This is a genomic window from Mycobacterium colombiense (genome assembly GCF_001672755.1).
Classification (GTDB): domain Bacteria; phylum Actinomycetota; class Actinomycetes; order Mycobacteriales; family Mycobacteriaceae; genus Mycobacterium; species Mycobacterium colombiense_C.
The window spans coordinates 67,195-90,281 of record NZ_LZKI01000197.1 but is presented as its reverse complement, the minus strand read 5'-3'; the positions used below and the strand labels follow the sequence as shown (position 1 = coordinate 90,281).

The following is a 23,087-nucleotide window of genomic DNA, read 5'->3' as shown; positions in this document are numbered from 1 at the left end:
GGCTTGGGGGCGCCCGGCGCCCCCAAGCCCAAGCCGGCGGGACCCGGCCCGGCCTGACCGGCCCAGCGACGATCGCAAGCGCGGCGAAGCCGGGCGCAGCGGGTCGCCGCAAAACGGCATCGTCGCGCACGCCTACACTCGGCGGTGATGTCCCGCCATGACTCTTCTGACTCAGCAGCCGACCTGAGCGCGGCTATCCGCACCGCCCTGGGCAAGGTGATCGACCCCGAACTGCGGCGTCCGATCACCGAGCTCGGGATGGTCAAGAGCATCGACACCGAGCCCGACGGCGCGGTGCATGTCGCGATCTACCTCACCACCGCCAGCTGCCCGAAGAAGACCGAGATCAGCGACCGCGTCAGCCAGGCGGTCGCCGACGTCCCGGGCACCGGCGCGGTCAAGGTCACCCTAGACGTGATGAACGACGAGCAGCGCACCGAGCTCCGCAAGCAGTTGCGCGGCGACGCCCGCGAGCCCGTTATCCCGTTCGCACAACCGAATTCGCTGACCCGGGTCTACGCCGTCGCGTCCGGCAAGGGCGGTGTCGGCAAGTCCACCGTCACGGTCAACCTGGCGGCGGCGATGGCCGCCCGCGGCCTGTCGGTCGGTGTGCTGGACGCCGATATCCACGGCCATTCCATCCCCCGGATGATGGGCACCACCGAGCGGCCCACCCAGGTCGAGTCGATGATCCTGCCGCCCATCGCGCACGAGGTCCGGGTCATCTCCATCGCCCAGTTCACCGAGGGCAACACCCCGGTGGTGTGGCGCGGGCCGATGCTGCACCGCGCGCTGCAGCAGTTCCTGGCCGACGTCTACTGGGGCGATCTGGACGTGCTGTTGCTCGACCTGCCCCCGGGGACCGGCGACATCGCCATCTCGGTGGCGCAGCTGATTCCGAACGCGGAGATCCTGGTGGTGACGACGCCACAGCTGGCCGCAGCCGAGGTCGCCGAGCGGGCGGGCAGCATCGCGCTGCAGACCCGTCAGCGCGTCGTCGGCGTCGTGGAGAACATGTCCGGGCTCACCCTGCCCGACGGCTCCACGCTGCAGGTATTCGGTGAGGGCGGTGGCCAGCAGGTGGCCGAGCGGCTCTCGCGGGCGGTCGGCGCCGACGTGCCACTGCTGGGTCAGATCCCGCTGGACCCCGAACTGGTGGCCGCGGGCGATTCCGGCACGCCGCTGGTGCTGAGCGCGCCCGATTCGCCGGTGGGCAAGGCGTTGCGCGGGGTGGCCGACAGCTTGTCGTCGCGCAAGCGCGGTCTCGCCGGCGTATCGCTGGGGCTCGATCCGACCCGGCGCTAAGGCACGCGGCGCCGCGGATGGCGCTCAGGTCGCGTCGGTGTCGAACGGTGTGTGGCCGCCGGCCGGCTGTTCGGCCGCCAGCGCCTGGCCGTTCGCGGCGGGCGGCGCCGGGCGCGGGGTCTGCGGCGGGGCGCCATTCGCCGGTTTGTCGAAGGCTCCAGTCAGGAACGAGTCGTCGCCGTCCAGCAGATGCTTGGTCAGCGCCGCCCGCGGTGTCATGCCCCGCAGCTTCTGCAGTTCGCTGAGCGGGACGCGCAGGTCGTCGAACTCGGGCCCGAGGTCCTCACGCAGCTGGCTGGTCATACCGCTGAGGTAGTCACGCGCCTGACGCAAGGCGTTGGACGTCCACCGGATGGCACCCGGCAGCCGCTCGGGCCCAAGGACCACCAGCCCGACAACGACGAGGACGAGCATGTGCTCCCAGCTCAGGCTGCCGAACATCAGCTGTCGGGGTCTGGTTTGACGGTCAGCGTGACGTGACGGCCGTCGCGGACGACCTCGATCGGCGAATCCTGGCCGATGTTCAACTGCCGCACCGCGACGACGAACTCGTCGGCGTCGGCGACCTTGCGGTTGCCGACCTTGACGACGACGTCGTTTTCCAGGACTCCGCCCTTCTGCGCGGGGCTGCCCGCCTTCACGTTGGCCACCTGGGCGCCGGAGGCGATCGCGTTGCTCACCGAGCGGGTGCTGACGCCCAGCGTCGGGTGCACGATCTTGCCGTCCTTGATCAGCGTCTCGGCGACCTGCTTGGCCTCGTTGATCGGGATCGCGAAGCCCAGCCCACTTGCGCTGTCGGACAATGACTTACCGGCCGTGTCGATGCCGATCACCTGGGAATCCATGTCGATCAGCGGACCACCGGAGTTTCCGTGGTTGATCGAGGCGTCGGTCTGCAGCGCGTCGATCACCGTGTCGGTGTCCGAGCCCTCCCCCGACAGCGGCACCGGCCGGTGCAGCGCGCTGATGATGCCGTGGGTCACGGTGCTGCGCAGGCCCAGCGGCGCACCCGCGGCCAGCACCTCGTCGCCCACCCGGACCTTGTCGGAGTCGCCGAGGCGCGCCACCGACAGGTTGTCGACGTTGTCGACCTTCAGCACGGCGAGGTCGGTCTTGGGGTCGCGGCCCACCAGGTTCGCCGGCACCTCTTTGCCGTCGTTGAACACCACCGTCGTCTTGAACTGGCTGGGGTTGTTCGCGGCCTCGGAGATGACGTGGTTGTTGGTGACGATGTAGCCGCGGCCGTCGATGACGACGCCGGAGCCCTGCATGCCTTCCTGGTCGCTCTTGGACTCGATGGTCACCACCGCACCCGCCGTCGCCGCCGCCACCTTGGCGAAGCGCCCGGCCGGGCCTTCGCCGTTGCCGTTGGTCGACAGCGTCACCTTCGAGGTGGTGAACGCCTCGGCGACCTCGGCCGTCTTGCGACCGATCACCCCGCCGAGCACGCCGATGACCAAGGCGATCAGCAGCAGGATCAGCAACGCCAGGTAGGACACCTTGCCGCCGAACAACACGTCGCGCACGCCGAGCTTGCCGCCGTAGCCCAGCGCGGTCCCGGATCGCGACGGCGCCACCGCCGGCGTCCCCAACGCCGCCGCGGCGCCCGGGTCTCGCCAGGGATCGTCGTGCCCGTCGCGCTCCACACCGTTTTTCTCGCGGGCCAGCGCGTCGGCGTCCACCGGGTGGCGCTGCAGCGAGTCGGGACTGCCGTCGGGCCGGTGGAAAGCCTCCTGCAGCACGGGGTCGGCGGGCCGGTTGCTCGGCCGGTACTCGGCCTGGTCCCGGTACTTCTGCGGACGGACCCGTTCGGCCACGAACGACCCGCGCAGTCCGTCGGGACGACCGAACTCCCGAGTCGATGCCGGGTCGACGGGCGGACGCGAGATGGGGCGCGGCGCCAAGCGGTTGCCGCTGTCTTTTGCTTGGTCGTAGCCTTGGTCGGAGGTCACGTTATCCCTTTTGGATCCTCTACTTGAGCGCTCGAGACAGGCCTTTAGCGGGCGAAATACGCGGCACCGGCGCTGTCCGTGTCCACCCTAGTATCCATGTCGCGCCGTCGGTCGGCATGAACGCGCGTGTGGGGTGGGCTGGACGCTACCGACGCTTGCGCCGCTCACGTCCGTCACGGTCGGCGAAGCGGTCGGATGCCTGCGCGGAGGAGTCGTCGGGCGACTCGTAGGGAATGTCGGCGAGCATGCCGAGCAGCGTGCTGGGGATGCGGATGGGGCGCGAATCGCGCAGCGCCGCGCGCGCCCGGCTCTGGTCCTCGACCTCGCCCGCACACTGGGCGCACAACGACAGATGGTGCGCGGCCCGCAGGTGCGCGTTCATCCGGAGCTCGCCGTCGACGAACGCCGCGATCGCTTCGACGGACAGGTGCTCGGTGGACCCGAACTGGCGCGGGGCACCGATGGGCGCGTCGCTCTGGGAGGCGAACTGAGCGGGGAGCCAGGAGAACGCGCGGCGGAACACATGTCCACGATCGGGCATCACCAACTCCTCGCCATTCATTTCTTAATGCCGCCTTATTCGAATGTAGCGCGAGAGAGCCCGCGATACCGAGGCTAAGGCCGCAAAGCCGCTGAATAGCTGCCCGAACGTTAGGCGGGCGGGCGGTGATTACGCCGACTTGGCGCGCGCGGCCTCGTGGTCGGGGTGTGCGGCCAGGTAATCCCGCAACGCTTGGCGGCCGCGGTGGATGCGGCTGCGCACGGTGCCCAGTTTGACGCCCAGCGTGGCGCCGATCTCCTCGTAGGACAGGCCTTCGATGTCACAAAGCACGACGGCGGCACGGAATTCCGGCGGCAGCGAATCGAGCGCGGCCTGCAGGTCGGGACCCAGCCGCGAATCGTGGTAGATCTGCTCGGGGTTGGGCTCGTCGGCGGGCACCCGCTCGTAATCCTCGGGCAGCGCCTCCATCCGGATGCGCGAGCGCCGGCGCACCATGTCGAGGAACAGGTTCGTGGTGATGCGGTGCAACCACCCTTCGAACGTTCCCGGCTGGTAATTCTGCACCGACCGGAAGACCCGGATGAAGGTCTCCTGAGTGAGGTCCTCGGCGTCGTGCTGGTTGCCGGAAAGCCGGTAGGCCAGCCGGTACACCCGGTCGGCGTGCTGGCGCACCAACTCGTCCCAGGACGGCATGGCCGCCTTGTCGCCAGTCGCGTCGAACACCGCAGTCCCTTGCAGCGCCTCGGACGGCTCCACCCACTCGTCGGTGGGGAGCTCCTGCGCATGAGACATGCTGGACGGGCTGAGAAGCGTGGTGATGATCAAGTCCTCCGAATCCGGCGTGCCGAACAACGGCACTTCGTCACTGGCGGCAACAGGTAGTTCCCATTCGGTATTCCCGGTCCAACGCCCTCCGCGATCCATAGGGCTACCGTCGCGTACCGGAGTATGTGCGATATATGAACAATCTGAGCTGACCCTGAGAAACCGTATCGTTACCTGCGCTGTGCAGGAGATATCCACCGCGCAGTGACATTAAACGCAGTAGAACCGTTGGGCGTGTCACCCCGATCGGATTCAGGCGCGCCTGTCGGACTGTGCGCGGAAGTGGAATACGCTGCGGGCATGGACGGCACCGACGCAGAAGCCCCCGGCCCGGCAGCGCCCAGCCGGGCCGAATCGCTCTTCGCCCACGCCGAAAGCTCGATATCGGAAGACGCGCTGCTGGCGGCCGCGCGCGAGCGGGCCGTGGACATCGGCGCCGGCGCGGTGACACCGGCCGTCGGCGCGTTGCTGAGCCTGCTGACCAAGCTGAGTGGCGGAAAGGCCATCGCCGAAGTCGGCACCGGCGCGGGCGTCAGTGGGCTGTGGTTGTTGTCCGGTATGAGCGACGACGGCGTCTTGACGACGATCGACATCGAGCCCGAATATCTGCGGCTGGCCAAGCAGGCGTTCACCGAGGCAGGCATCGGCCCGTCGCGCACCCGGCTGATCGGTGGCCGCGCCCAGGAAGTGCTCACCCGGCTCGCCGACGAGTCCTACGACCTGGTGTTCATCGACGCCGACCCGGTCGATCAGCCGGACTACGTCGTCGAGGGCGTGCGGCTGCTGCGCCCCGGTGGCGTGATCGTGGTGCATCGGGCCGCGTTGGGCGGACGGGCCGGCGACCCCGCCGCCCGCGACGCCGAGGTGGTCGCGGTCCGGGAGGCGGCACGCCTGATCGCCGAGGACGAGCGCCTCACCCCGGCGCTGGTGCCGCTCGGCGACGGCATCCTGGCCGCCGTCCGCGACTGATTCGCCTGGCTTTCGCCCATCCCGCCGTTTCGGGCGTCGAGCAGGCCGTTTCCGCGAGCGGCGACATCTTTATGGATTCTTGACGCGCGCCGTCCTTGACCGCGGGCTGAACGTGCGTTTAGCGTACTGAACATGCGTTCAGCCGACTTGACCGCAGCCGCCCGGATCCGAGACGCGGCCATCGAACAATTCGGCGAGCACGGATTCGGCGTCGGGCTGCGCGCCATCGCCGAAGCGGCAGGCGTCAGCGCCGCACTGGTCATACACCACTTCGGCTCCAAGGACGGCCTGCGCAAGGCGTGCGAGGACTACATCGCCGAGACGATCCGCGGCAACAAGTCGGCGGCCTTGCAATCCAATGACCCGGCCACATGGTTCGCCCAGATGGCCGAGATCGAGGAGTACGCGCCGCTGATGGCCTACCTGGTGCGCAGCATGCAGGCCGGCGGCGACCTGGCAAACATGCTGTGGCGCAAGATGATCGACAACGCCGAGGAATACATGGAAGAGGGCGTGCGCGCCGGGACGATCAAGCCCAGCCGCGACCCCAAGGCCAGGGCCAGGTATCTGGCCATCACCGGCGGCGGCGGCTTTTTGCTCTACATCCAAATGCACGAAACGCCAACGGATCTGCGGGCGGTGCTGCGCGACTACTCGCGTGACATGGTATTGCCCGCGCTCGAGGTCTACAGCGAGGGATTGCTGACCGACCGGACCATGTACGACGCATTTCTGGCCGCTGAAGATCAAGGAGAATCTGATGCCCACTGAAAACGCCGCCGGTGTCGCACCCATCGAGATCCGCGGGCTCACCAAAAACTTCGGTGTGGTGCGGGCGCTGGACGGCCTGGACCTCACGGTGCGGGAAGGCGAAGTTCACGGGTTCCTCGGGCCCAACGGCGCCGGGAAGTCGACGACCATCCGCATCCTGCTGGGTCTGGTCAAGCCCGACGGCGGCAGCGCGCGGCTGCTCGGTGGCGACCCCTGGACCCAGGCCGTCGCCCTGCATCGCCAGATCGCCTATGTCCCAGGCGACGTCACCCTGTGGCCGTCGCTGACCGGCGGTGAGACCATCGACCTGCTGGCCCGCATGCGGGGCGGCATCGACAAGAAGCGCCGCGCCGAGCTGATCGAGCGCTTCGACCTGGACCCGCACAAGAAGGCGCGCACGTATTCCAAGGGCAACCGCCAGAAGGTTTCGTTGATCTCGGCGTTCTCGTCGCACGCCGGGCTGCTGCTCCTGGACGAGCCGAGCAGCGGCCTGGACCCGTTGATGGAGAACGTGTTTCAACAGTGTGTGGCGCAGGCCCGCGACCGGGGCACGACGGTGTTGTTGTCCAGTCACATCCTGGCCGAGACGGAAGCGCTGTGCGAACGGGTGACGATCATCCGCGCCGGCAAGACCATCGAGAGCGGGTCGCTGAACTCCATGCGGCACCTGAGCCGCACCTCGATCAAGGCCGAAATGACCGGCGATCCAGGTGATCTCAGGCGCATCAAGGGCGTCGAGGACGTCACCGTCGAGGGCAACACGCTGCGCGCCCAGGTCGACAGCGAAAGCCTGGGCGAGCTCATCCGGGTGCTCGGCGATGCCGGGGTGCGCAGCCTGGTCAGCCAGCCGCCGACCCTCGAAGAGCTCTTCCTGCGCCACTACGACACGTCTGGCGGCGACGGTCGGCGCGGACGCGACGAAGCAGAGGTCTCGCTGTCATGAGCACGACCACCCTCGACCGTCCCTTTGCGTCGGCATCGCCCGCGCCGCTTACGAATTCGAGCTTCTCCGGAACGCTCGCGATGCTGCGGCTCTACCTGCGCCGCGACCGCGTCTCGATGCCGTTGTGGGTACTGCTGCTGTCGGTACCGTTGGCCACGGTGTACGTCGGCAGTATCGAAAAGGTCTACCCCACCGCGCCCGCCCGCGCCGGGTTCGTGGCCTCCATCATGGCCAGCCCGGCCCAGCGCGCCCTCTACGGCCAGGTCTACAACGACAGCCTTGGCGCCGTGGGCATTTGGAAAGCCGGCATGTTCCACATGCTGATCGCGGTGGCCGTCATCCTCACGGTGATCCGGCATACCCGCGCCGACGAGGAGAACGGACGGACCGAGTTGGTGGACTCGACCGCGATCGGCCGCTACGCCAGCCTGAGCGCGGCGCTGCTGCTGTCGTTCGGAGCATCGATTGCCACCGGCGCGATCGGTGCGGCCGGCCTGTTGAGCACCGACGTCCCGGCCGGCGGGTCGCTGGCCTTCGGGGCGGCGCTGGCCTGCTCCGGTCTGGTGTTCACCGCCGTCGCCGCCGTGACCGCGCAGCTGTCGCCGAGCGCCCGGTTCGCCCGCGGCGCCGCGTTCGCCGTACTGGGCGCCGCGTTCACCCTGCGGGCCGTCGGCGACGCGGGTGACGGCACACTCTCGTGGCTCTCGCCGCTGGGGTGGTCGCTGCAGGTCAAACCGTATGCGGGCGACCGGTGGTGGGTGCTGGCGCTGCACCTGGTGACGACGGCCGTGTTGACCGTGCTGGCGTATCGGTTGCTCGCCGGCCGCGACGTCGGCGCCGGGCTGATCGCGGAGCGACCCGGCCGCGGCAACGCCGCGCCGGCGCTGGGCAACGTCTTCGGGCTGACGTGGCGGCTGGACCGCGCCGCGCTGCTGCTGTGGACCGTGGGGCTGTGCCTGTACGGCCTGCTGATCGGCAGCGTGGTGCACGGCATCGGCGACGAGCTTGGCGACAGCGGCGTGGCACGCGACATCGTCGCTCGAATGGGCGGCACCAACGCCCTCGAGGACGCGTTCATCGCCGTCGCGTTTTCCATGATGGGCATGGTGGCCGCCGCGTTCGCGGTCTCGCTGACGTTGCGGCTCCACCAGGAAGAGTCGAGCCAGCGAGCCGAAACGGTGCTGGCCGGCGCGGTGTCGCGAACCCGCTGGCTGACAAGTCATTTGGTCACCGCGCTCGCCGGATCGGCGGCGGCGATGCTGGCCAGCGGCCTGACCGCCGGTGTCGTCTACGGCGTCGCGGCCGGCGATGTCGGCGCCAGGCTGCCGATGGTCGTTGCCAGCGCGGCCGTACAACTGCCCGCCGTGTGGCTGCTGTCGGCCGTGACGGTCTGCGTGTTCGGCTTTGCGCCGCGCCTGACGCCGGTGGCCTGGGGAGTGCTGATCGGCTTCGTCGCCCTGTACCTGATCGGGTCGTTGGCCGGTTTCTCGCAGTGGTTGCTCGACCTGGAACCCTTCGCACACATTCCGCGGATCGGTACGGAATTCAGCGTCGTACCACTGTTATGGCTACTGGCCATGGACGTAGGGTTGGTGGTTCTGGGTGCCATAGCTTTTCGGCGCCGCGACCTCCGCTGCTAGGAGTGCGATGAAAACCGGGATCAGGGTAACGGCGACATCCCTCTGGGGCGTTCTCTCCTGGATTCTGATCCTTCTCCTGCCGGCCGGCACGCTGCACTACTGGCAGGCGTGGGTCTTCATCGCCGTGTTCACGGTGGCGACCCTCGTCCCCGCCGTCTACCTGGCCCGGGCCAATCCCGCGGCCCTGCAGCGCCGCATGCGCGCCGGCCCGCGGGCGGAACCCCGGAAGGCTCAGAAGTTCATCATCGCCGGGTCGTTTTTCGCCCTGTTCGCGACCATGGTGTTCAGCGCGCTCGATCATCGGTTCGGCTGGTCATCGGTGCCGCCGTGGCTGTCGGTACTCGGCGACGTGCTGGTGGCGACGGGTCTCGGCATCGCCATGCTGGTGATCGTCCAGAACAGCTATGCGGGCGCCACGGTGACGGTGGAAAGCGGCCAGACGGTCGTGTCCGACGGCCTCTACAAATTCGTCCGCCATCCGATGTACGTCGGCAATGTGGTCATGATGATCGGTATCCCCCTGGCGCTCGGCTCGTACTGGGGATTGCTCTTCATCATCCCGGGCACCGCCGGACTGACGCTGCGCATCCTCGATGAGGAAAAGCTGCTTCTCCGGGAACTGCCCGGATACCGCGAATACGCCGACCGCGTGCGCTACCGGCTGGTGCCTTTCGTCTGGTAGCCACCGGGCCCGCCGCTTAGGGTATTGGCGTGCTGCACCATCGGCGACGGGCCTGGGACCGCCCGTGGCGGCGCCCCGGCGCGCTGCGGTATGCGGTGACCAGAATTCGCGGGGTCGCCAAGCCCCCCGTCACGGTCACCGACCCACCCGCGGATCTGCGGGTCGAGCGTGACGTGGCCGTCACCACGCGGGACGGAACGGTCTTGCGGATCAACGTCTTTCGCGACGGGGATGGGGCCGCAGCGCCCAAGCCGGTCATCCTGAGCATTCACCCGTACGGCAAAGACAACCTGCCGACCCGGCGCGGCACTAAGACGACGTTCTCGGCGCAGTACCGCTTGATACGCCAGCCGCAACCGGTGGCGTTTTCGACCCTGACCGGCTGGGAGGCGCCGGATCCGGCATGGTGGACCGCCCAGGGCTTCGTCGTGGTGAACGCCGACTCGCGCGGCTGCGGCCATTCGGACGGCACCGGGAACCTGTTGTCCCGCCGGGAAGCCGAGGACACCTACGACCTGGTGCAGTGGATCGCCGCACAACCGTGGAGCGACGGGAACGTGGTCATGCTCGGTGTGTCCTACCTGGCGATCAGCCAGTACGCCGTGGCCGCCCTGGCGCCGCCGGCGTTGCGGGCGATCTGCCCGTGGGAAGGCTTCACCGACGCCTACCGCGACCTGATGTTTCCCGGCGGCGTTCACGAGATCGGCTTCAGCCGGCTGTGGTCGCGCAACCTCAGTCGCGACACCAGGCAGGACTACGACTTCGCGCGGATGCAGGAAGACCACCCGCAGCGCGACGAGTTCTGGCGCTCGCTGGCGCCCGACCTGTCGGCGATCAAGGTGCCCATGCTGGTCTGCGGCAGCTTCTCGGACAACAACCTGCACAGCCGCGGCTCGATGCGGGCATTCGCGCGCGGCGGCTCCGACCACGCCCGGCTCTACACGCACCGCGGGGGCAAGTGGACGACCTTCTACTCCGACGCGGCGCGCGCCGAGCAGCTGAAGTTCTTTCGCGATGTGCTGGACGGCGCCCCCGCCGCGCGCAGCGTGCGCCTGGAAGTGCGCGCGGACCGCGACACCGTCACCGCGGTGCGCGAAGAGGCCGAATGGCCGCTGGCCCGCACACGTTGGCGCCCAATGTATCTGGGCGATGCCGGCGCACTGACGGCCGAACAACCCGCGGCCCCCGGCCGCATCGAGTTCGGAACACGTTCCGGTGCAGCATCTTTCGCCTGGACCGTGGCCGAGGACGTCGAGTTGACCGGCCCGATGGTGGCCCGGCTGTTTGTCGAGCTGAGCGGTTGCGACGACGCGAACCTGTTCGTCGGCGTGGAGAAGTGGCGCCGCGGGCGGTTCGTCGGTTTCGAGGGGTCCTACGGCTACGGCCGCGACCGGGTGACCAGCGGGTGGCAGCGAGTTGCGTTGCGCGCCCTGGACCCGGAGCTGTCCCGGCCGGCCGAACCCGTCATCACGGGCGTCGACCCACGGCCGCTGTCGGCCGGCGAGTTGGCCGCGGTCGAGGTGGAGCTGGGCCCGTCGGCGACGCTGTTCCGCGCCGGCGAGCAGCTGCGGCTGGTGGTCGCCGCACGCTGGCTGTCCCCGAGAAACCCACTCACCGGCCAGTTTCCGGCGTGGTACCAGGGCTCGCCGCGCGGCCGCGTCACATTGCACTGGGGTCCGCAACGCGAGGCCCACCTGCTGGTGCCGGAGATCCCGGGCTAGATCCAGACGCCCTTGCCGACGGCGACCACACCGCCGGCGCTGATCGCGAAGCGCTCGCGGTCCTTTTCCAGATCCACGCCCACCATCTCGCCCGGCCCGACGACGACGTTCTTGTCCAGGATCGCGTGGCGCACCACCGCGCCGCGGCCGACGCGGGCGCCGGGCATGATCACGCTGCCCTCCACGATCGCCCCGTCGTCGACCACCACGTTGGACGACAGCACCGAGTTGCGCACCGAAGCCGCCGAGATGATGCTGCCCGCACCCACCACCGACTCCTGCGCGGAACCGCCGTTGACGAACTTGGCCGGCGCCAGGTTCTCCGACTCGCCGCGGATCGGCCAGCGCTTGTTGTACAGGTTGAACACCGGATGCACCGACACCAGGTCCATGTGGGCGTCGTAGAACGCGTCCAGCGTTCCGACGTCCCGCCAGTAGGCGCGGTCACGATCGGTGGCGCCGGGCACCTCGTTGTCGCTGAAGTCGTACACGGCGGCCATCCCGTCCTCGACCAGTCGGGGGATGATGTCGCCGCCCATGTCGTGATCGGAATGGTCGTCGTCGGCGTCCGCGCGGATCGCGTCGATGAGCACCTTGGTGGTGAAGATGTAGTTGCCCATCGACACGAACGTCTGCTCGGGGTCGTCCGGGGTACCCGGCGGATCCAGCGGTTTCTCCACGAACTTGTGGATGCGGCCCGACTCGTCGGAGTCGATGCAGCCGAACGCGGTTGCTTCGCCGCGGGGCACCCGGATGCCGGCCACCGTCGCGCCCGCGCCGCTGTCGATGTGGAACCGGACCATCTGCTCGGGGTCCATCCGGTACACGTGGTCGGCACCGAAAACCACGATGTAGTCGGGGTCTTCGTCATAGATCAGGTTGAGCGACTGATAGATCGCGTCGGCCGAGCCGGTGTACCAGCGCGGGCCGAGCCGCTGCTGGGCGGGCACCGGGGTGATGTACTCGCCGGCCAGGCCGGACAACCGCCAGTTCTGCGAAATGTGACGGTCCAGTGAATGCGACTTGTACTGGGTGAGAACACAGATGCGCAGATACCGGGCATTGACGAGGTTGGACAGGACGAAGTCGATCAGTCGGTAGGCGCCCCCGAAGGGAACCGCGGGCTTGGCACGGTCCGCGGTCAGCGGATACAGCCGCTTGCCCTCACCGCCGGCCAGGACGATGCCCAGCACGTGTGGCGCTTCCCTCATGTTGTCAAACCTATCGGCCGTTGCGAAGGGCTGCCAGGGGGAAGGGGTGATTGGCGAAGTTCTGTGGGGCTGTCTGTCAAGGTATTTGGCCGCGCACGCCGCGAAGATCGCGCCGGCGGTGTGGCGAACCCGACTCGCGGCGGGCCCCCTCGCCGAACTACCGTTCGGGGTATGCGGGTGGCGATGATGACGCGGGAGTACCCACCGGAGGTTTACGGCGGAGCGGGAGTACACGTCACCGAACTCGTCGCTCAGCTGCGCCGGCTGTGCGCGGTCGACGTGCATTGCATGGGCGCACCGCGCCCGGGCGCCCACGTGCACGAGCCGGACCCGCGGCTGAAAGGCGCCAACGCGGCGATGTCGACCCTGTCGGCCGACCTGGTGATGGCCAACGCGGCGTCGGAGGCCGACGTGGTGCACTCGCACACCTGGTACACCGGCATGGCCGGGCATCTGGCCGCGCTGCTCTACGGCGTCCCGCACGTCTTGACCGCGCATTCGCTCGAGCCGCTGCGCCCGTGGAAGGCCGAACAACTCGGTGGGGGCTACCGGATCTCGAGCTGGGTCGAGCAGACGGCCGTGCTGGCCGCTGACGCCGTCATCGCGGTCAGCTCCGCGATGCGTGAGGACGTCCTGCGTGTCTATCCCACACTGGATCCCAGCGCGGTGCACGTGATCCGCAACGGCGTCGACACCGACGTCTGGTACCCGGCGGGGCCGGTGCGAAGCGGATCGATGCTGACCGAGCTCGGCGTCGATCCGTCCCGGCCCATCGTGGTGTTCGTGGGCCGGATCACGCGGCAGAAGGGGCTGGCGCACCTGGTGGCCGCCGCCCACCGGTTCAGCCCGGAGGCGCAGGTGGTGTTGTGCGCCGGCGCCCCCGACACCCCGGAGATCGCCGCGGAGATCCGCGACGCCGTGGCCGCGCTGTCCCGCGGCCGCACCGGGGTGTTCTGGATCCGGGAGATGCTGCCCATCGGCGAGCTACGCGAAATACTCTCGGCGGCATCGGTTTTCGTATGCCCGTCGGTGTACGAGCCGTTGGGCATCGTGAACTTGGAGGCGATGGCCTGCTCGACGGCGGTGGTGGCGTCCGATGTCGGCGGCATCCCGGAGGTGGTCGCTGACGGGATCACCGGGACGCTGGTGCATTACGACCCAGACGACGCGCAGGGCTATCAGACCGGATTGGCCGAAGCGGTCAACGAGCTGATCGCCGACCGCGACAAAGCGCAGCGCTACGGCAAGGCGGGCCGTCAGCGCTGCGTCGAAGAGTTCTCCTGGGCCCACGTCGCCGAGCAGACCCTGGAGATCTATCGGAAGGTGTGTGCGTAGCACCGACGACATCCGTTCGGCGGCAAGCCCTAGCTGGAGCTCGTGACGCCCTTGAGTTCGTCACCGAGGGCAGCCGCTTCGTCGGGCGTCAGCTCGACGACCAGTCGACCGCCTCCCTCAAGTGGTACCCGCATCACGATGCCGCGCCCCTCCTTTGTTGCTTCCAGAGGACCGTCTCCGGTCCGGGGCTTCATCGCCGCCATCGAGTGCTCCCTCCAGGTTCGAGCTGGCCCGCCCGTGCGGACCTGGTCGGCGCCGAGCATGCCCCGCCAGCGAACTTCAAGCCATGCCCGGCATCGAACTGCGTTATCACCCCTCCATTGTTCCCTATCCAGGTCACCACTTGTACAAAGACCCACAACTGTGTGCTCAGCGGGCGGTGGCGGGCACCCAGCAACCGCGAATATGGTCGTCGACCATGCCGGTCGCCTGCATCAGCGCATAGGCGGTGGTCGGGCCGACGAAGCGGAAGCCGCGCCGCTTGAGTTCACGAGCCATGGCCTTCGATTCGTCAGTGGCCGAGGGGATTTGGGAGGGGTCGGCCGGCCGGGACCGCGGCGACGGCGCAAACGACCACAGCAGGTCCGCCAGGTCCGCCGGAGTTCCCAGCTCAGCGGCGGCCCGGGCGTTGGCGATCGTCGACTCAATCTTGGCGCGGTTGCGCACGATTCCCTGATCGGCCATCAGCCGCTGCACGTCGGCGTCGGTGTACTCGGCGACCTCGGCGATGTCGAACCGCGCGAACGCACGCCGGAAATTCTCCCGCTTCCGCAGAATGATCAGCCATGACAGGCCGCTTTGAAAGGCCTCCAGGCTCATCCGCTCGAACAACGCGACCCCGTCGCGCACCGGTTGGCCCCATTCGCGGTCGTGGTAGTCGCGATAGAGCTCGAAATCGGGTCCGGGTCGCACGGTCGCCCAGCTGCAGCGAACCAGCTCGTCTTCACTCACACCAAGTCCTGACGATCCTCACCGTCGTCGGGTTCCCCGGGTTCGCCCTCGGCCCCCCGCCCGGCGGCCGGCGCGGCGTGCACCGCGGCCAGCTGGCCGCGCAGCGCCTCCAGCTCGCGCGCCAGCCGATCCAGCACCCAGTCCACCTCACTGGTCTTGTAACCGCGCAGGACCTGAGTGAACTTGACGGCGTCGACGTCGGAGCCGGTCACTCCGAACGCGGGCAGCACGGTGGCCGTCGTCCCCCGGGGCAGGGGCGGCAGCTGCTCGCCGCGACCGAACAACAGGCTGGCCGCGCCGAACAGGACGATCGCCACCAGCACCAGGACCACCAGGTACAGCAACACCAACGCCACGTGGTCGATACTGCCCTATGCCACCGACACGGCGACGCTCAGCGTGACCGCGCCGGGGCCTACCGGGGCCTGAGCACCTGCATCGGCGGCCGGTCCGCGAGCGACACCGGCGAGGTGCGCTGGGTGTAGCCCTGAAAGTCGGGGCCGTCGGCGACGAACTGGGTCAGCCCGACGCCGGAGTCCGGGACGCCGCAGCGCGACAGCAGGGTCGCGATGATCTGCCGGCTCATCACGCCGAGCTCGGCCAGCGGCCGGTTGCGGTGCGCGCGCACGCCCAGGTTGACCTGCGCGATCGCGTCCAGGCCCAGCCGGTCGAAGGTGTCCACCAGCAGGCCGATCTCGACGCCGTAGCCGGGCGCGAACGGCAGCGAGGTCAGCAGCTCGCGGCTGGCCGCGTATTCGCCGCCCAGCGGCTGCACCACGCAGCCCAGCTCCGGACGCAGCGCCGCAAGCAACGGACGGGCCACCAGCTCGGTGACGCGCCCGCCGCCGGTGGCGCTGACGTCGCCGCCGACGTCGCCGACATCGCTGAGCTCGCTGCCCCGCAGGGGCCGTCGGTAGAAGCTTTTGACCAGGTGAATGCCGTCGCCGGTGAGCATCGGGCCGACCAGCCACGGCACGAACATCGGGTGCGGGTCGATCAGGTCGGAGTCGACGAACACCACGATGTCGCCTCTGGTGGCCGCCAGCGAGCGCCACAACGCCTCGCCCTTCCCGGGACGTATCGGCACCTCGGGTAGGGCCTGCTCGCGGCTGACGACGCGGGCGCCCGCGGCAACGGCGCGGATCCCGGTGTCGTCGGTCGAGCCCGAATCAAGCACGATCAGCTCGTCGACCAGCCCATCGACCAGCGGTGAGATGCTTTCGATCACCGACTCGACGGTTTCTTCCTCGTTGAGGGCCGGCAGCACCACCGAGATGGTCCGCCCGGCCTTCGCGGCTTCGAGTTCGGCGATGGTCCAGCTGGGCCGGTTCCGCCTGTCGTTGGCCAGCCACACGTCTCCGGGCCGGGCGGCGAGCGCCCTGTCCTTGGCGAGGTCGCCGGCGAACAGATCCGATGCGGTCATGCCAGCCCCCTCACCGTGCGCGCCGGCGGGCGGATTCCCTGGATCGAGGCCACCATTTCCAGCACCCGGCGGGTGGCCGCGACCTGGTGCACGCGGAACATGCGCGCACCCGCGGCGGCTGCCAGCGCGGTGGCGGCCAGCGTTCCCTCGAGCCGCTCGGTCAGTTCCACACCCAGAGTCTCCCCGACGAAGTCCTTATTGCTCAAAGCCATGAGCACGGGCCACCCGGTATTAACAAGATCGCTCACGTGGCGTAACAGCAGCAGCCCGTGGAAGGTGTTCTTGCCGAAGTCGTGGGTGGGGTCGATCAGCACCCGGTCGCGGGCCACCCCGCACGCCACCGCCCGCTCGGCGGCCGTGGTGACCTGGGCGATGACATCGTCCACCACGCCGCGGGTGGTGGTGCCGTAGTTCACCCGGAAGGGCCGCGTGCGCGGCAGCGCGTTGCCGGTGTGCGAACAGACCAGGCCCGCCCCGAACTCGGCGGCCACCGCCGGGAGCGCCGGGTCGATGCCGCCCCAGGTGTCGTTGATCAGGTCCGCGCCGGCTGCGCAGGCCACCTTGGCGACCTCCGAGCGCCAGGTATCGGCGCTGATCAGCTGGTCGGGGTAGGCGTCGCGCAGCCATTCGATGAAGGGCACCAGCCGCGCGATCTCGGTGTCGGCGTCGACCTCTTGGCCGGGGCCGGCCTTGACGCCGCCGACGTCGATGACGTCGGCCCCGTCGGCGACGGCCTGGTGCACGGCCGCCCTGGCGGCCTCGTCGCTGAAGGTCGCACCCTTGTCATAGAACGAGTCCGGGGTGCGGTTGATGATCGCCATGATCAGCGCACGATCGCCCGCGACCGGGCGGCCGCACAGAGTTGACTGCACACGTCTATGGTGCCCGGTCGCCGCGCCGCCCGCGGGCCTGGGGGATCGAGTGTGCGCCCAGGGCGCGCTATTGCGGCGTGTCGTCGCCATGAGCGCACACGCGACGCCGTCAGCGCACACTGCGCCCTAGGGGCGTTTGCCCTCGGCCACTTCGCCCGGGTATTCGTCGTAGTAGGGCACGTAGCCCTCGTCGCGCCCGGCCAGCACGTACAGCGGGTCCTCCACGTCCGAACCGTAGGCCTGCTCGCGCAGCTCCACCTTGCGGCTCTTGAAGGTCGTGGTCTGCTCGATGGACTCCACCACCCGCACGAACAGCGGCAGCGCGTAGACGGGCAGCTGGTCGTACACGGAGCGGGCCAGCGACTGCCCGTCGAACTCGGCGCCGCCGCGGAGCTTGACCGCGGCCATCCCGGCGCGCCCGCCGGTGCGCGGCACCTCGACCCCGAAGACCGTGCAGTCCTCGACGGAGTCGTCGGACGCCAGCGCCGCCTCGACCTGCGTGGTGGCGACGTTCTCGCCCTTCCACCGGAAGGTGTCGCCGAGCCGGTCGACGAACGCGGCGTGCCCCATGCCCTGCGGGCTCATCACGTCGCCGGTGTTGAACCAGCAGTCGCCCTCACGAAAGGCGTTGCGCACCAACTTCTTTTCGCTCGACTCCTTGTCGGTGTAGCCGTCGAACGGCTGCAGCCGGTTGACCGGGCTGAGCAACAAACCGGGCTCGCCGGCCGGCACCCGGCGGACCCGCCCGTCGTCGTCGCGCAGCGGGGCGCCGGTATCGGGGTCGTACTCGACGTAGGCCAGCGGCATCGGGAAGACGCCAGTGGAGCGGGGCACGTTGAAGACGTTGATGAATGCCGCGTTGCCTTCACTGGAGGCGTAGAACTCGCACACTCGGGCGATGCCGAATCGCTTGGTGAACTCGTCCCAGATCTCCGGGCGCAGCCCGTTTCCGGCGATCACACGCACCTTGTGCGCGCGGTCGGTCGGCTTGGCCGGCTGGTTGAGCAGGTACCGGCACACCTCGCCGATGTAGATGAACGCGGTGGCCTCGTTGGCGATCACGTCGTCCCAGAACTTCGACGCCGAGAACGACTTGCCCAGCGCGAGCGTCGCCCCCGAGTTGATCACCGACGACAGCGCCACCGTCAGCGCGTTGTTGTGGTACAGCGGCAGGCAGCAGTAGAGCGTGTCGGAGCTCTTGAGCCGCAACCCGATCCCGCCGAACGCCGCGAGCGCCTTGAGCCACCGCAGGTGCGTCATGACGCTGGCCTTCGGGAATCCCGTTGTGCCCGAGGTGAAGATGTAGAACGCGGTGTCTCTGGCGTGCACGGCCGACGCCGAGGCGGGGTTGGTGGCCGGCGCGCTCACCGCGAACCGCTCCAGGTCCTCGACGGTCAGCGTCTCGGTGCTGCCCGAGCCGCCGCACTCGGCCACGGCGCTGACCAGATCGGTCTCGGCGATGAGCACCTTGGCGTCCAGCAGGCCGAGGCTGTGTGCGAGCACCTCACCGCGCTGGTGGTAGTTGAGCATGCCGGCGACCGCGCCGCACTTGACCGCGGCCAGCATGGCCAGCACGGTGTTGGGCGAGTTGCGCAGCATGATGGCGACGACGTCACCCTGGCCGACGCCGCGCGCCGCCAGCACGGCGGCGTACCGGTTGGCGGCCGCGTTGGCGTCGCGGTACGTCAGTTGCTGGTCGCCCATGCGCAGGAAGATCCGGTCGCCGTAACGGGCGGCCCGCTCCTGGAACACCGTGCCGATCGATCTCCTGGAGCCCGGCTGGGCCAGCAGCCCGGTCATCGCGCCGCGCATGATCACCGGCAGGTCGGCCAGCACGGCCGGTGCCCGAAATGCGATGTCGGTCAGTTTGACCGCCGTGCGCGCTCCCCCGTCACGATCGGACACGTGATCCCCTCGATTCGTTTCCAAAGTCAAGCTCGGCGGACAGCCTAGTAGGGGTGGCAAACCCGTCGGCGGCCTCAGCCGGGTGCGCACGCTTCCAGCGCCGCACTCACCTTGTCGACCAGCACCAACCGGTCCATCGCCACCTGGGAGATGTAACCGCTGTCCAGCAATCCGCACAACCACGTCCACAGCCCTTCGTAGTGACCGAAGGGATCCAGCAGCACGATGGGTTTGTCGTGCAGGCCGAGGAAGGCCGTCGTCCACGCGTCAAGCAACTCGTCGAGGGTGCCGAGGCCGCCCGGCAGCACGACGAATGCGTCGGCGCGGTCTTCCATGAGTTGCTTGCGCTCGTGCATGGTGTCGCTGACGATCAGCTCGTCGGCGTCCGCGTCGGCGATCTCGCGGCGCATCAGGATCTTGGGAATGATGCCGACGGTCCGGCCGCCGCGGGCGCGCGCCGCGCTCGCCACCGCGCCCATCGCCGACACCCGGCCCCCACCCCACACCAGCGTCCAGCCGCGCTCGGCGATCGCCTCGCCGAGTTCCGCAGCGACTCCGAGCAATTCGGGATGCCGCGGGCCGGATGCGCAGTACACACACACCGACCACTCGCTGGACGAAGCGCGTCGGCCGGGCATATCCGCCAAAGGTAGACCACCCGCATACGGCCCGTCATATCTGGGGCTTTCGCCCTGCCGCCCCGCCCTCGCACCATAAAATTCGGCAGTGCCGATTCGATGGAACGTCCCCCAACACGCGACGGCCTCAGAGCGGCTGGATGCGGCGTTGGCTGACGGGGCGCGCGGGGCGGTGGTGCTGGGACCCGACGGCGTCGGCAAATCCACACTGGCCCGGGTGGCGGCGGAGCGGTTCGCCGGCCTGCACCCGAATACGCTCGTCCGCTGGGTCACCGGCACCCCGACCGAACGCGCGGTCCCGTTCGGGGCTTTCAGCCATTTGGTGGAGATCGCCGACCTCGGCAAGCCGGCCGCGCTGTTGCGGGCCGCGCGGGCATCGCTGGGCGGCGACGACCTCCTGCTGATCGTCGACGATGCCCAATACCTGGACGTGCTGTCGGCCACGCTGGTCTACCAGCTGGCGCGCGACGGCGCGGGACGGCTCATCGTCACGGCGCAAGCCGATTCCGCCCCCGAGGCGATCACGGCGCTGTGGAGCGACGGCCTGCTCACCCGGATCGACATCGAACGGCCCGGCGGGGCGACCGCGCCGGCGGAGATCAACACGTTCCTCGCCGAGCTTCCCGCGGCGGCGCGGTCGGTGCTGGAGTATCTCGCCATCGCGGAGCCGCTCTCGGTCGCCGACCTGACCGCGCTCGCCGGCGACGGCGCGGTGGCCGACGCGGTGACGTGGGGCGCCGCGGAGACCCGGGTGCGGGGCGGGTCGTCGCACGACCCGGTCGTCTATACGGCCCATCCGCTGTTCGCCGAGCGGACGCGGGCCGCGCTCGACCCCGAGGACGCCCGGCAACGGCGTACCGACCTGGTCACGCTGCTGTCGCAGTGGCCGTCCGAGCATCTCAGTGACCGGTTGCGGCTGGTGTCGCTGGCGCTGGACAGCGACACTCCCCCGCGGGTCGCCGACGTCGTCGCCGCCGCCCAGCAGGCGCTGCGGCTCGGTGACCTGGCGCTGGGCGAACGGCTGGCCCGGTCGGCGCTGCAGCGCTCCGGCGGGTTGGCGGCGCGGCTCGCGCTGGCACACGCCCTGGCCTGGCAGGGCCGCGGCCGGGAGGCCGATTCGGTGCTGGCCGACGTCGACTCCACCGCGTTGACCGAGGCGGCGCTGATGGACTGGGCACTGCTGCGGGCGGCGAACCAGTTTTGGATGCTCAGCGAACCCGAACGCGCCACCGCGTTCCTGCGGACCGTGCGCAATCGGGTCGCCGATAGCGGCCCGCGGACCACCCTGGACGCGCTCAGCGCGACCTTCGCGATGAACGCCGGCAACGTCGGGCACGCCGTGAAGGTCGCCGCCGACGTCCTCGCGTCGCCGGCGGCCGACGACCAGGCGGTGGCCTGGGCGGCCAGTGCGGCGGCGTTGTGCGCGGCGCGCGAAGGCCGCTTCGACGACGTCGAGCCGCTCGCGCAGCGCGCCCTGAGCGCCGAACACCCCGGGCTGCTGCGCTTCACCATCGGCCTGGGTCAGACCACTGCTCTGTTGATGGCGGGGCGCCCCGAGCAAGCCCGCCAGGTCGCGCAGCAGTTCACCGACTTCGCCGAACTGCAACAGCCGGGTCGCGCGATCGGCGAGGTGCTGCTGGCGCACGTGCTGATTGCCGGTGGCGAATTCGCCTCTGCAGCAGCATTATTGATCCCGGCGGCCGCCACCCTGGAGCGCACCGGTTACTCGTGGGGGCCGCTGTCACTGACGCTGCTGGCCACCGCGCTGGCCCAGCAGGGCGACACCGCCGCCGCGGCAAAGGCGTTGAGCAGGGCCGAATCCCGGCACGGCACCAAGTCGGCGCTGTTCGCGCCGGAGCTCGGGGTGGCGCGGGCGTGGCGGCTGGCCCTGGTGCGGGACCCGCACGGCGCGGTGGCCGCCGCGCGCGACGCTGCCAGGATGGCCGAGCGCGGCGGGCAGCGGGGCGTGGCGGTGCGGGTCTGGCACGAGGCCGTGCGGCTCGGCGACACCCGGGCCGCCGATCCTTTGTCCCGGCTCTGCACCGAGATCGACTGCGTCGCAGGCAGAATCGCGCTGTCCCATGCCCGCGCGCTGGCCGCCGGCGATGACGCGGGCCTGCGAGCGGTGTCGGACGAGCTGACGTCGATCGGCATGCACGCGGCCGCGGCCGACGCCGCCGCGCAGGCGCAGCGGTGCGGGGCCGGGAAGGCTTAGCCGCTCAGATAGCCGCGCAGCACCTCCACCGCGGCGGTGATGTTGGCGACCGCGACCCGCTCGTCGCGCTTGTGCGCCAGGTTGGGATCACCCGGGCCGAAGTTGACCGCCGGTATGCCCAGCGCGGCGAACCGTGCGACGTCGGTCCAGCCGTACTTGGCCCGGACGTTGCCGCCGGCCGCCTCGACCAGGGCCTTGGCGGCGGGTTGGGACAGCCCGGGCAGCGCGCCGGCCGCCGCGTCGGTCTGTTCGATGTGCACGTCGAGCCCGGCGAGCACGTCGTGCACGTGTTGCAGCGCTTCGGGCAACGACCGGTCGGGGGCGAAACGGAAGTTGACCGTCACCGCGGCCGCGTCGGGAATGACGTTGCCCGCCACACCGCCGTCGATGCGCACGGCCGACAGGCCCTCGCGGTAGACGCAGCCGTCGATGTCGACGCTGCGCGCCTGGTACGCGGCCAGCCGCTCCAGCACGGCGCCGAGCTTGTGAATCGCGTTGTCGCCCAACCAGGATCGGGCCGAATGCGCACGGGTCCCGCTGGCGCTGACCACCACCCGCAGGGTGCCCTGGCAACCGGCCTCGATGTAGCCGCCGGTGGGCTCGCCCAGAATGGCCACGTCGGCGGCCAACCAGTCCGGCAGTTCGCGTTCGATGCGGCCCAATCCGTTTGCCGCGGCGTCGATTTCCTCGCAGTCGTACATCACCAGCGTGAGATCGTGCGCCGGATCGGCGACGGTGGCGGCGAGGTGCAGGAAGACCGCGTCCCCGGATTTCATGTCCGCGGTGCCGCAGCCGTACAGGTCGTCGCCCTCGTGGCGGCTAGGCAGGTTTCCGGCCACCGGCACGGTGTCCAGGTGCCCGGCCAGCAGCACCCGCGACGGCCGCCCGCGGTTGGTGCGTGCCAGCACGGCATTGCCGTTGCGAACGATCTCGAACCCGGCGGTCTGGGCGCGCAGCGCGGCCTCGACCTCGTCGGCCAGCCGCGCTTCGTCCCTCGATTCGCTGGGGATGTCGACCAGCGCGGCGGTCAGCGCGATCGGATCTCCGCGTAAGTCCAGCACGGTCTCAGGGTAGTGGCGATCGCAAGCGCGGCGGAGCCGGGCGCAGCGGGTCGCCACCATCGAGCCAGTGGCGATCGCAAGCGCGGCGGAGCCGGGCGCAGCGGGTCGCCACCATCGAGCCAGTGGCGATCGCAAGCGCGGCGGAGCCGGGCGCAGCGGGTCGCCA

22 protein-coding genes are annotated in these 23,087 nt (G+C 69.6%); 9 read left to right on the top strand and 13 right to left on the bottom strand.

Annotation, left to right across the window (positions count from 1 at the left end; all coding sequences use genetic code 11):
• Nucleotides 1-147 precede the first annotated feature (147 nt).
• Complete coding sequence (locus tag A5708_RS25825; RefSeq protein ID WP_155766192.1) at nucleotides 148-1,305, top strand: Mrp/NBP35 family ATP-binding protein; 1,158 nt, start codon at nucleotides 148-150, stop codon at nucleotides 1,303-1,305.
• A gap of 24 nt (nucleotides 1,306-1,329) precedes the next feature.
• On the opposite strand, the gene tatB is transcribed toward A5708_RS25825, so the two are convergent.
• The 4 genes from tatB to sigE form a co-directional block, all read right to left on the bottom strand.
• The gene (gene tatB / locus A5708_RS25820) at nucleotides 1,330-1,746 is read right to left on the bottom strand and encodes a Sec-independent protein translocase protein TatB (RefSeq protein ID WP_065031326.1); all 417 of its coding nucleotides are present in this window, start codon (nucleotides 1,744-1,746) and stop codon (nucleotides 1,330-1,332) included.
• Nucleotides 1,746-3,257 (bottom strand): S1C family serine protease, encoded by a 1,512-nt coding sequence (locus A5708_RS25815; protein WP_065031325.1) that lies wholly within the window; start codon nucleotides 3,255-3,257, stop codon nucleotides 1,746-1,748. Before A5708_RS25815 ends, tatB begins: the two co-directional genes overlap by 1 nt.
• Before the next feature lie 145 nt (nucleotides 3,258-3,402).
• Nucleotides 3,403-3,798, bottom strand: coding sequence for an anti-sigma E factor RseA (rseA, locus tag A5708_RS25810; protein ID WP_196772763.1), 396 nt, complete (start codon nucleotides 3,796-3,798; stop codon nucleotides 3,403-3,405).
• 129 nt (nucleotides 3,799-3,927) lie between these two features.
• Nucleotides 3,928-4,683, bottom strand: coding sequence for an RNA polymerase sigma factor SigE (gene sigE, locus A5708_RS25805; protein WP_065031323.1), 756 nt, complete (start codon nucleotides 4,681-4,683; stop codon nucleotides 3,928-3,930).
• 201 nt (nucleotides 4,684-4,884) lie between these two features.
• On the opposite strand from sigE, the gene A5708_RS25800 reads away from it, so the two are divergent.
• From A5708_RS25800 to A5708_RS25775, 6 genes are all read left to right on the top strand, one after another.
• Nucleotides 4,885-5,553, top strand: coding sequence for an O-methyltransferase (locus A5708_RS25800; protein WP_065031322.1), 669 nt, complete (start codon nucleotides 4,885-4,887; stop codon nucleotides 5,551-5,553).
• Nucleotides 5,554-5,685: 132 nt separating this feature from the next.
• Complete coding sequence (locus A5708_RS25795) at nucleotides 5,686-6,324, top strand: TetR/AcrR family transcriptional regulator (protein WP_065031321.1); 639 nt, start codon at nucleotides 5,686-5,688, stop codon at nucleotides 6,322-6,324.
• Nucleotides 6,314-7,267, top strand: a complete 954-nt coding sequence (locus A5708_RS25790) for an ABC transporter ATP-binding protein (RefSeq protein WP_065031320.1) — start codon at nucleotides 6,314-6,316, stop codon at nucleotides 7,265-7,267. The genes A5708_RS25795 and A5708_RS25790 overlap by 11 nt, the downstream gene beginning before the upstream one ends.
• On the top strand, nucleotides 7,264-8,907 hold the full coding sequence (locus A5708_RS25785; protein ID WP_155766191.1) for an ABC transporter permease: 1,644 nt from the start codon (nucleotides 7,264-7,266) through the stop codon (nucleotides 8,905-8,907). Before A5708_RS25790 ends, A5708_RS25785 begins: the two co-directional genes overlap by 4 nt.
• Before the next feature lie 7 nt (nucleotides 8,908-8,914).
• Nucleotides 8,915-9,589 (top strand): methyltransferase family protein, encoded by a 675-nt coding sequence (locus A5708_RS25780; RefSeq protein ID WP_065031318.1) that lies wholly within the window; start codon nucleotides 8,915-8,917, stop codon nucleotides 9,587-9,589.
• Between the two features lie 29 nt (nucleotides 9,590-9,618).
• Nucleotides 9,619-11,310 carry a CocE/NonD family hydrolase gene (locus tag A5708_RS25775; protein ID WP_065031317.1) on the top strand — a complete coding sequence of 564 codons (1,692 nt, stop codon included), beginning with the start codon at nucleotides 9,619-9,621 and terminating at the stop codon, nucleotides 11,308-11,310.
• On the opposite strand, the gene glgC is transcribed toward A5708_RS25775, so the two are convergent.
• Nucleotides 11,307-12,521, bottom strand: a complete 1,215-nt coding sequence (gene glgC, locus A5708_RS25770; RefSeq protein WP_065031316.1) for a glucose-1-phosphate adenylyltransferase — start codon at nucleotides 12,519-12,521, stop codon at nucleotides 11,307-11,309. The genes A5708_RS25775 and glgC overlap by 4 nt on opposite strands.
• 171 nt (nucleotides 12,522-12,692) lie before the next feature.
• Between glgC and glgA the strand changes: the two genes are divergently transcribed.
• Nucleotides 12,693-13,856 carry a glycogen synthase gene (glgA, locus tag A5708_RS25765; RefSeq protein WP_065031315.1) on the top strand — a complete coding sequence of 388 codons (1,164 nt, stop codon included), beginning with the start codon at nucleotides 12,693-12,695 and terminating at the stop codon, nucleotides 13,854-13,856.
• A 29-nt stretch (nucleotides 13,857-13,885) separates the two neighbouring features.
• Here the strand turns inward: glgA and A5708_RS25760 are convergent, their stop codons facing one another.
• The 7 genes from A5708_RS25760 to A5708_RS25730 all read right to left on the bottom strand — a co-directional run bounded on the left by A5708_RS25760 (nucleotide 13,886) and on the right by A5708_RS25730 (nucleotide 19,645).
• Nucleotides 13,886-14,059: a DUF3117 domain-containing protein gene (locus tag A5708_RS25760; protein ID WP_003878471.1), complete on the bottom strand. Its 174-nt coding sequence runs from the start codon at nucleotides 14,057-14,059 to the stop codon at nucleotides 13,886-13,888.
• A 166-nt stretch (nucleotides 14,060-14,225) separates the two neighbouring features.
• A complete protein-coding gene (locus A5708_RS25755) occupies nucleotides 14,226-14,807 on the bottom strand; it encodes a DNA-3-methyladenine glycosylase I (protein WP_065031314.1) in 582 nt (193 codons plus the stop codon).
• Nucleotides 14,804-15,163 carry a DivIVA domain-containing protein gene (locus A5708_RS25750; protein ID WP_065031313.1) on the bottom strand — a complete coding sequence of 120 codons (360 nt, stop codon included), beginning with the start codon at nucleotides 15,161-15,163 and terminating at the stop codon, nucleotides 14,804-14,806. Before A5708_RS25750 ends, A5708_RS25755 begins: the two co-directional genes overlap by 4 nt.
• 59 nt (nucleotides 15,164-15,222) lie before the next feature.
• Nucleotides 15,223-16,230 carry a glucosyl-3-phosphoglycerate synthase gene (locus tag A5708_RS25745; RefSeq protein WP_065031312.1) on the bottom strand — a complete coding sequence of 336 codons (1,008 nt, stop codon included), beginning with the start codon at nucleotides 16,228-16,230 and terminating at the stop codon, nucleotides 15,223-15,225.
• Complete coding sequence (folP, locus tag A5708_RS25740; RefSeq protein ID WP_155766190.1) at nucleotides 16,227-17,192, bottom strand: dihydropteroate synthase; 966 nt, start codon at nucleotides 17,190-17,192, stop codon at nucleotides 16,227-16,229. Before folP ends, A5708_RS25745 begins: the two co-directional genes overlap by 4 nt.
• 36 nt (nucleotides 17,193-17,228) lie before the next feature.
• Nucleotides 17,229-19,007 carry a long-chain-acyl-CoA synthetase FadD6 gene (gene fadD6 / locus A5708_RS25735; protein ID WP_065031310.1) on the bottom strand — a complete coding sequence of 593 codons (1,779 nt, stop codon included), beginning with the start codon at nucleotides 19,005-19,007 and terminating at the stop codon, nucleotides 17,229-17,231.
• Nucleotides 19,008-19,081: 74 nt separating this feature from the next.
• Nucleotides 19,082-19,645: a TIGR00730 family Rossman fold protein gene (locus tag A5708_RS25730; protein ID WP_065031309.1), complete on the bottom strand. Its 564-nt coding sequence runs from the start codon at nucleotides 19,643-19,645 to the stop codon at nucleotides 19,082-19,084.
• Nucleotides 19,646-19,733: 88 nt separating this feature from the next.
• Between A5708_RS25730 and A5708_RS25725 the strand changes: the two genes are divergently transcribed.
• Nucleotides 19,734-21,860: an AAA family ATPase gene (locus tag A5708_RS25725; RefSeq protein ID WP_065031308.1), complete on the top strand. Its 2,127-nt coding sequence runs from the start codon at nucleotides 19,734-19,736 to the stop codon at nucleotides 21,858-21,860.
• Here A5708_RS25725 and dapE read toward each other — a convergent pair.
• A complete protein-coding gene (gene dapE / locus A5708_RS25720; RefSeq protein WP_065031336.1) occupies nucleotides 21,857-22,921 on the bottom strand; it encodes a succinyl-diaminopimelate desuccinylase in 1,065 nt (354 codons plus the stop codon). The genes A5708_RS25725 and dapE overlap by 4 nt on opposite strands.
• Nucleotides 22,922-23,087: the final 166 nt, after the last annotated feature.

Coding starts and splice junctions, on each gene's coding strand:
- A5708_RS25825 (WP_155766192.1), top strand. CDS start 148: ATGTCCCGCCATGACTCTTCTGACTCAGCAGCCGACCTGAGCGCGGCT.
- tatB (WP_065031326.1), bottom strand. CDS start 1,746: ATGTTCGGCAGCCTGAGCTGGGAGCACATGCTCGTCCTCGTCGTTGTC.
- rseA (WP_196772763.1), bottom strand. CDS start 3,798: ATGCCCGATCGTGGACATGTGTTCCGCCGCGCGTTCTCCTGGCTCCCC.
- sigE (WP_065031323.1), bottom strand. CDS start 4,683: ATGGATCGCGGAGGGCGTTGGACCGGGAATACCGAATGGGAACTACCT.
- A5708_RS25800 (WP_065031322.1), top strand. CDS start 4,885: ATGGACGGCACCGACGCAGAAGCCCCCGGCCCGGCAGCGCCCAGCCGG.
- A5708_RS25795 (WP_065031321.1), top strand. CDS start 5,686: ATGCGTTCAGCCGACTTGACCGCAGCCGCCCGGATCCGAGACGCGGCC.
- A5708_RS25790 (WP_065031320.1), top strand. CDS start 6,314: ATGCCCACTGAAAACGCCGCCGGTGTCGCACCCATCGAGATCCGCGGG.
- A5708_RS25785 (WP_155766191.1), top strand. CDS start 7,264: ATGAGCACGACCACCCTCGACCGTCCCTTTGCGTCGGCATCGCCCGCG.
- A5708_RS25780 (WP_065031318.1), top strand. CDS start 8,915: ATGAAAACCGGGATCAGGGTAACGGCGACATCCCTCTGGGGCGTTCTC.
- glgC (WP_065031316.1), bottom strand. CDS start 12,521: ATGAGGGAAGCGCCACACGTGCTGGGCATCGTCCTGGCCGGCGGTGAG.
- glgA (WP_065031315.1), top strand. CDS start 12,693: ATGCGGGTGGCGATGATGACGCGGGAGTACCCACCGGAGGTTTACGGC.
- A5708_RS25760 (WP_003878471.1), bottom strand. CDS start 14,059: ATGGCGGCGATGAAGCCCCGGACCGGAGACGGTCCTCTGGAAGCAACA.
- A5708_RS25745 (WP_065031312.1), bottom strand. CDS start 16,230: ATGACCGCATCGGATCTGTTCGCCGGCGACCTCGCCAAGGACAGGGCG.
- folP (WP_155766190.1), bottom strand. CDS start 17,192: ATGGCGACGACACGCCGCAATAGCGCGCCCTGGGCGCACACTCGATCC.
- A5708_RS25730 (WP_065031309.1), bottom strand. CDS start 19,645: ATGCCCGGCCGACGCGCTTCGTCCAGCGAGTGGTCGGTGTGTGTGTAC.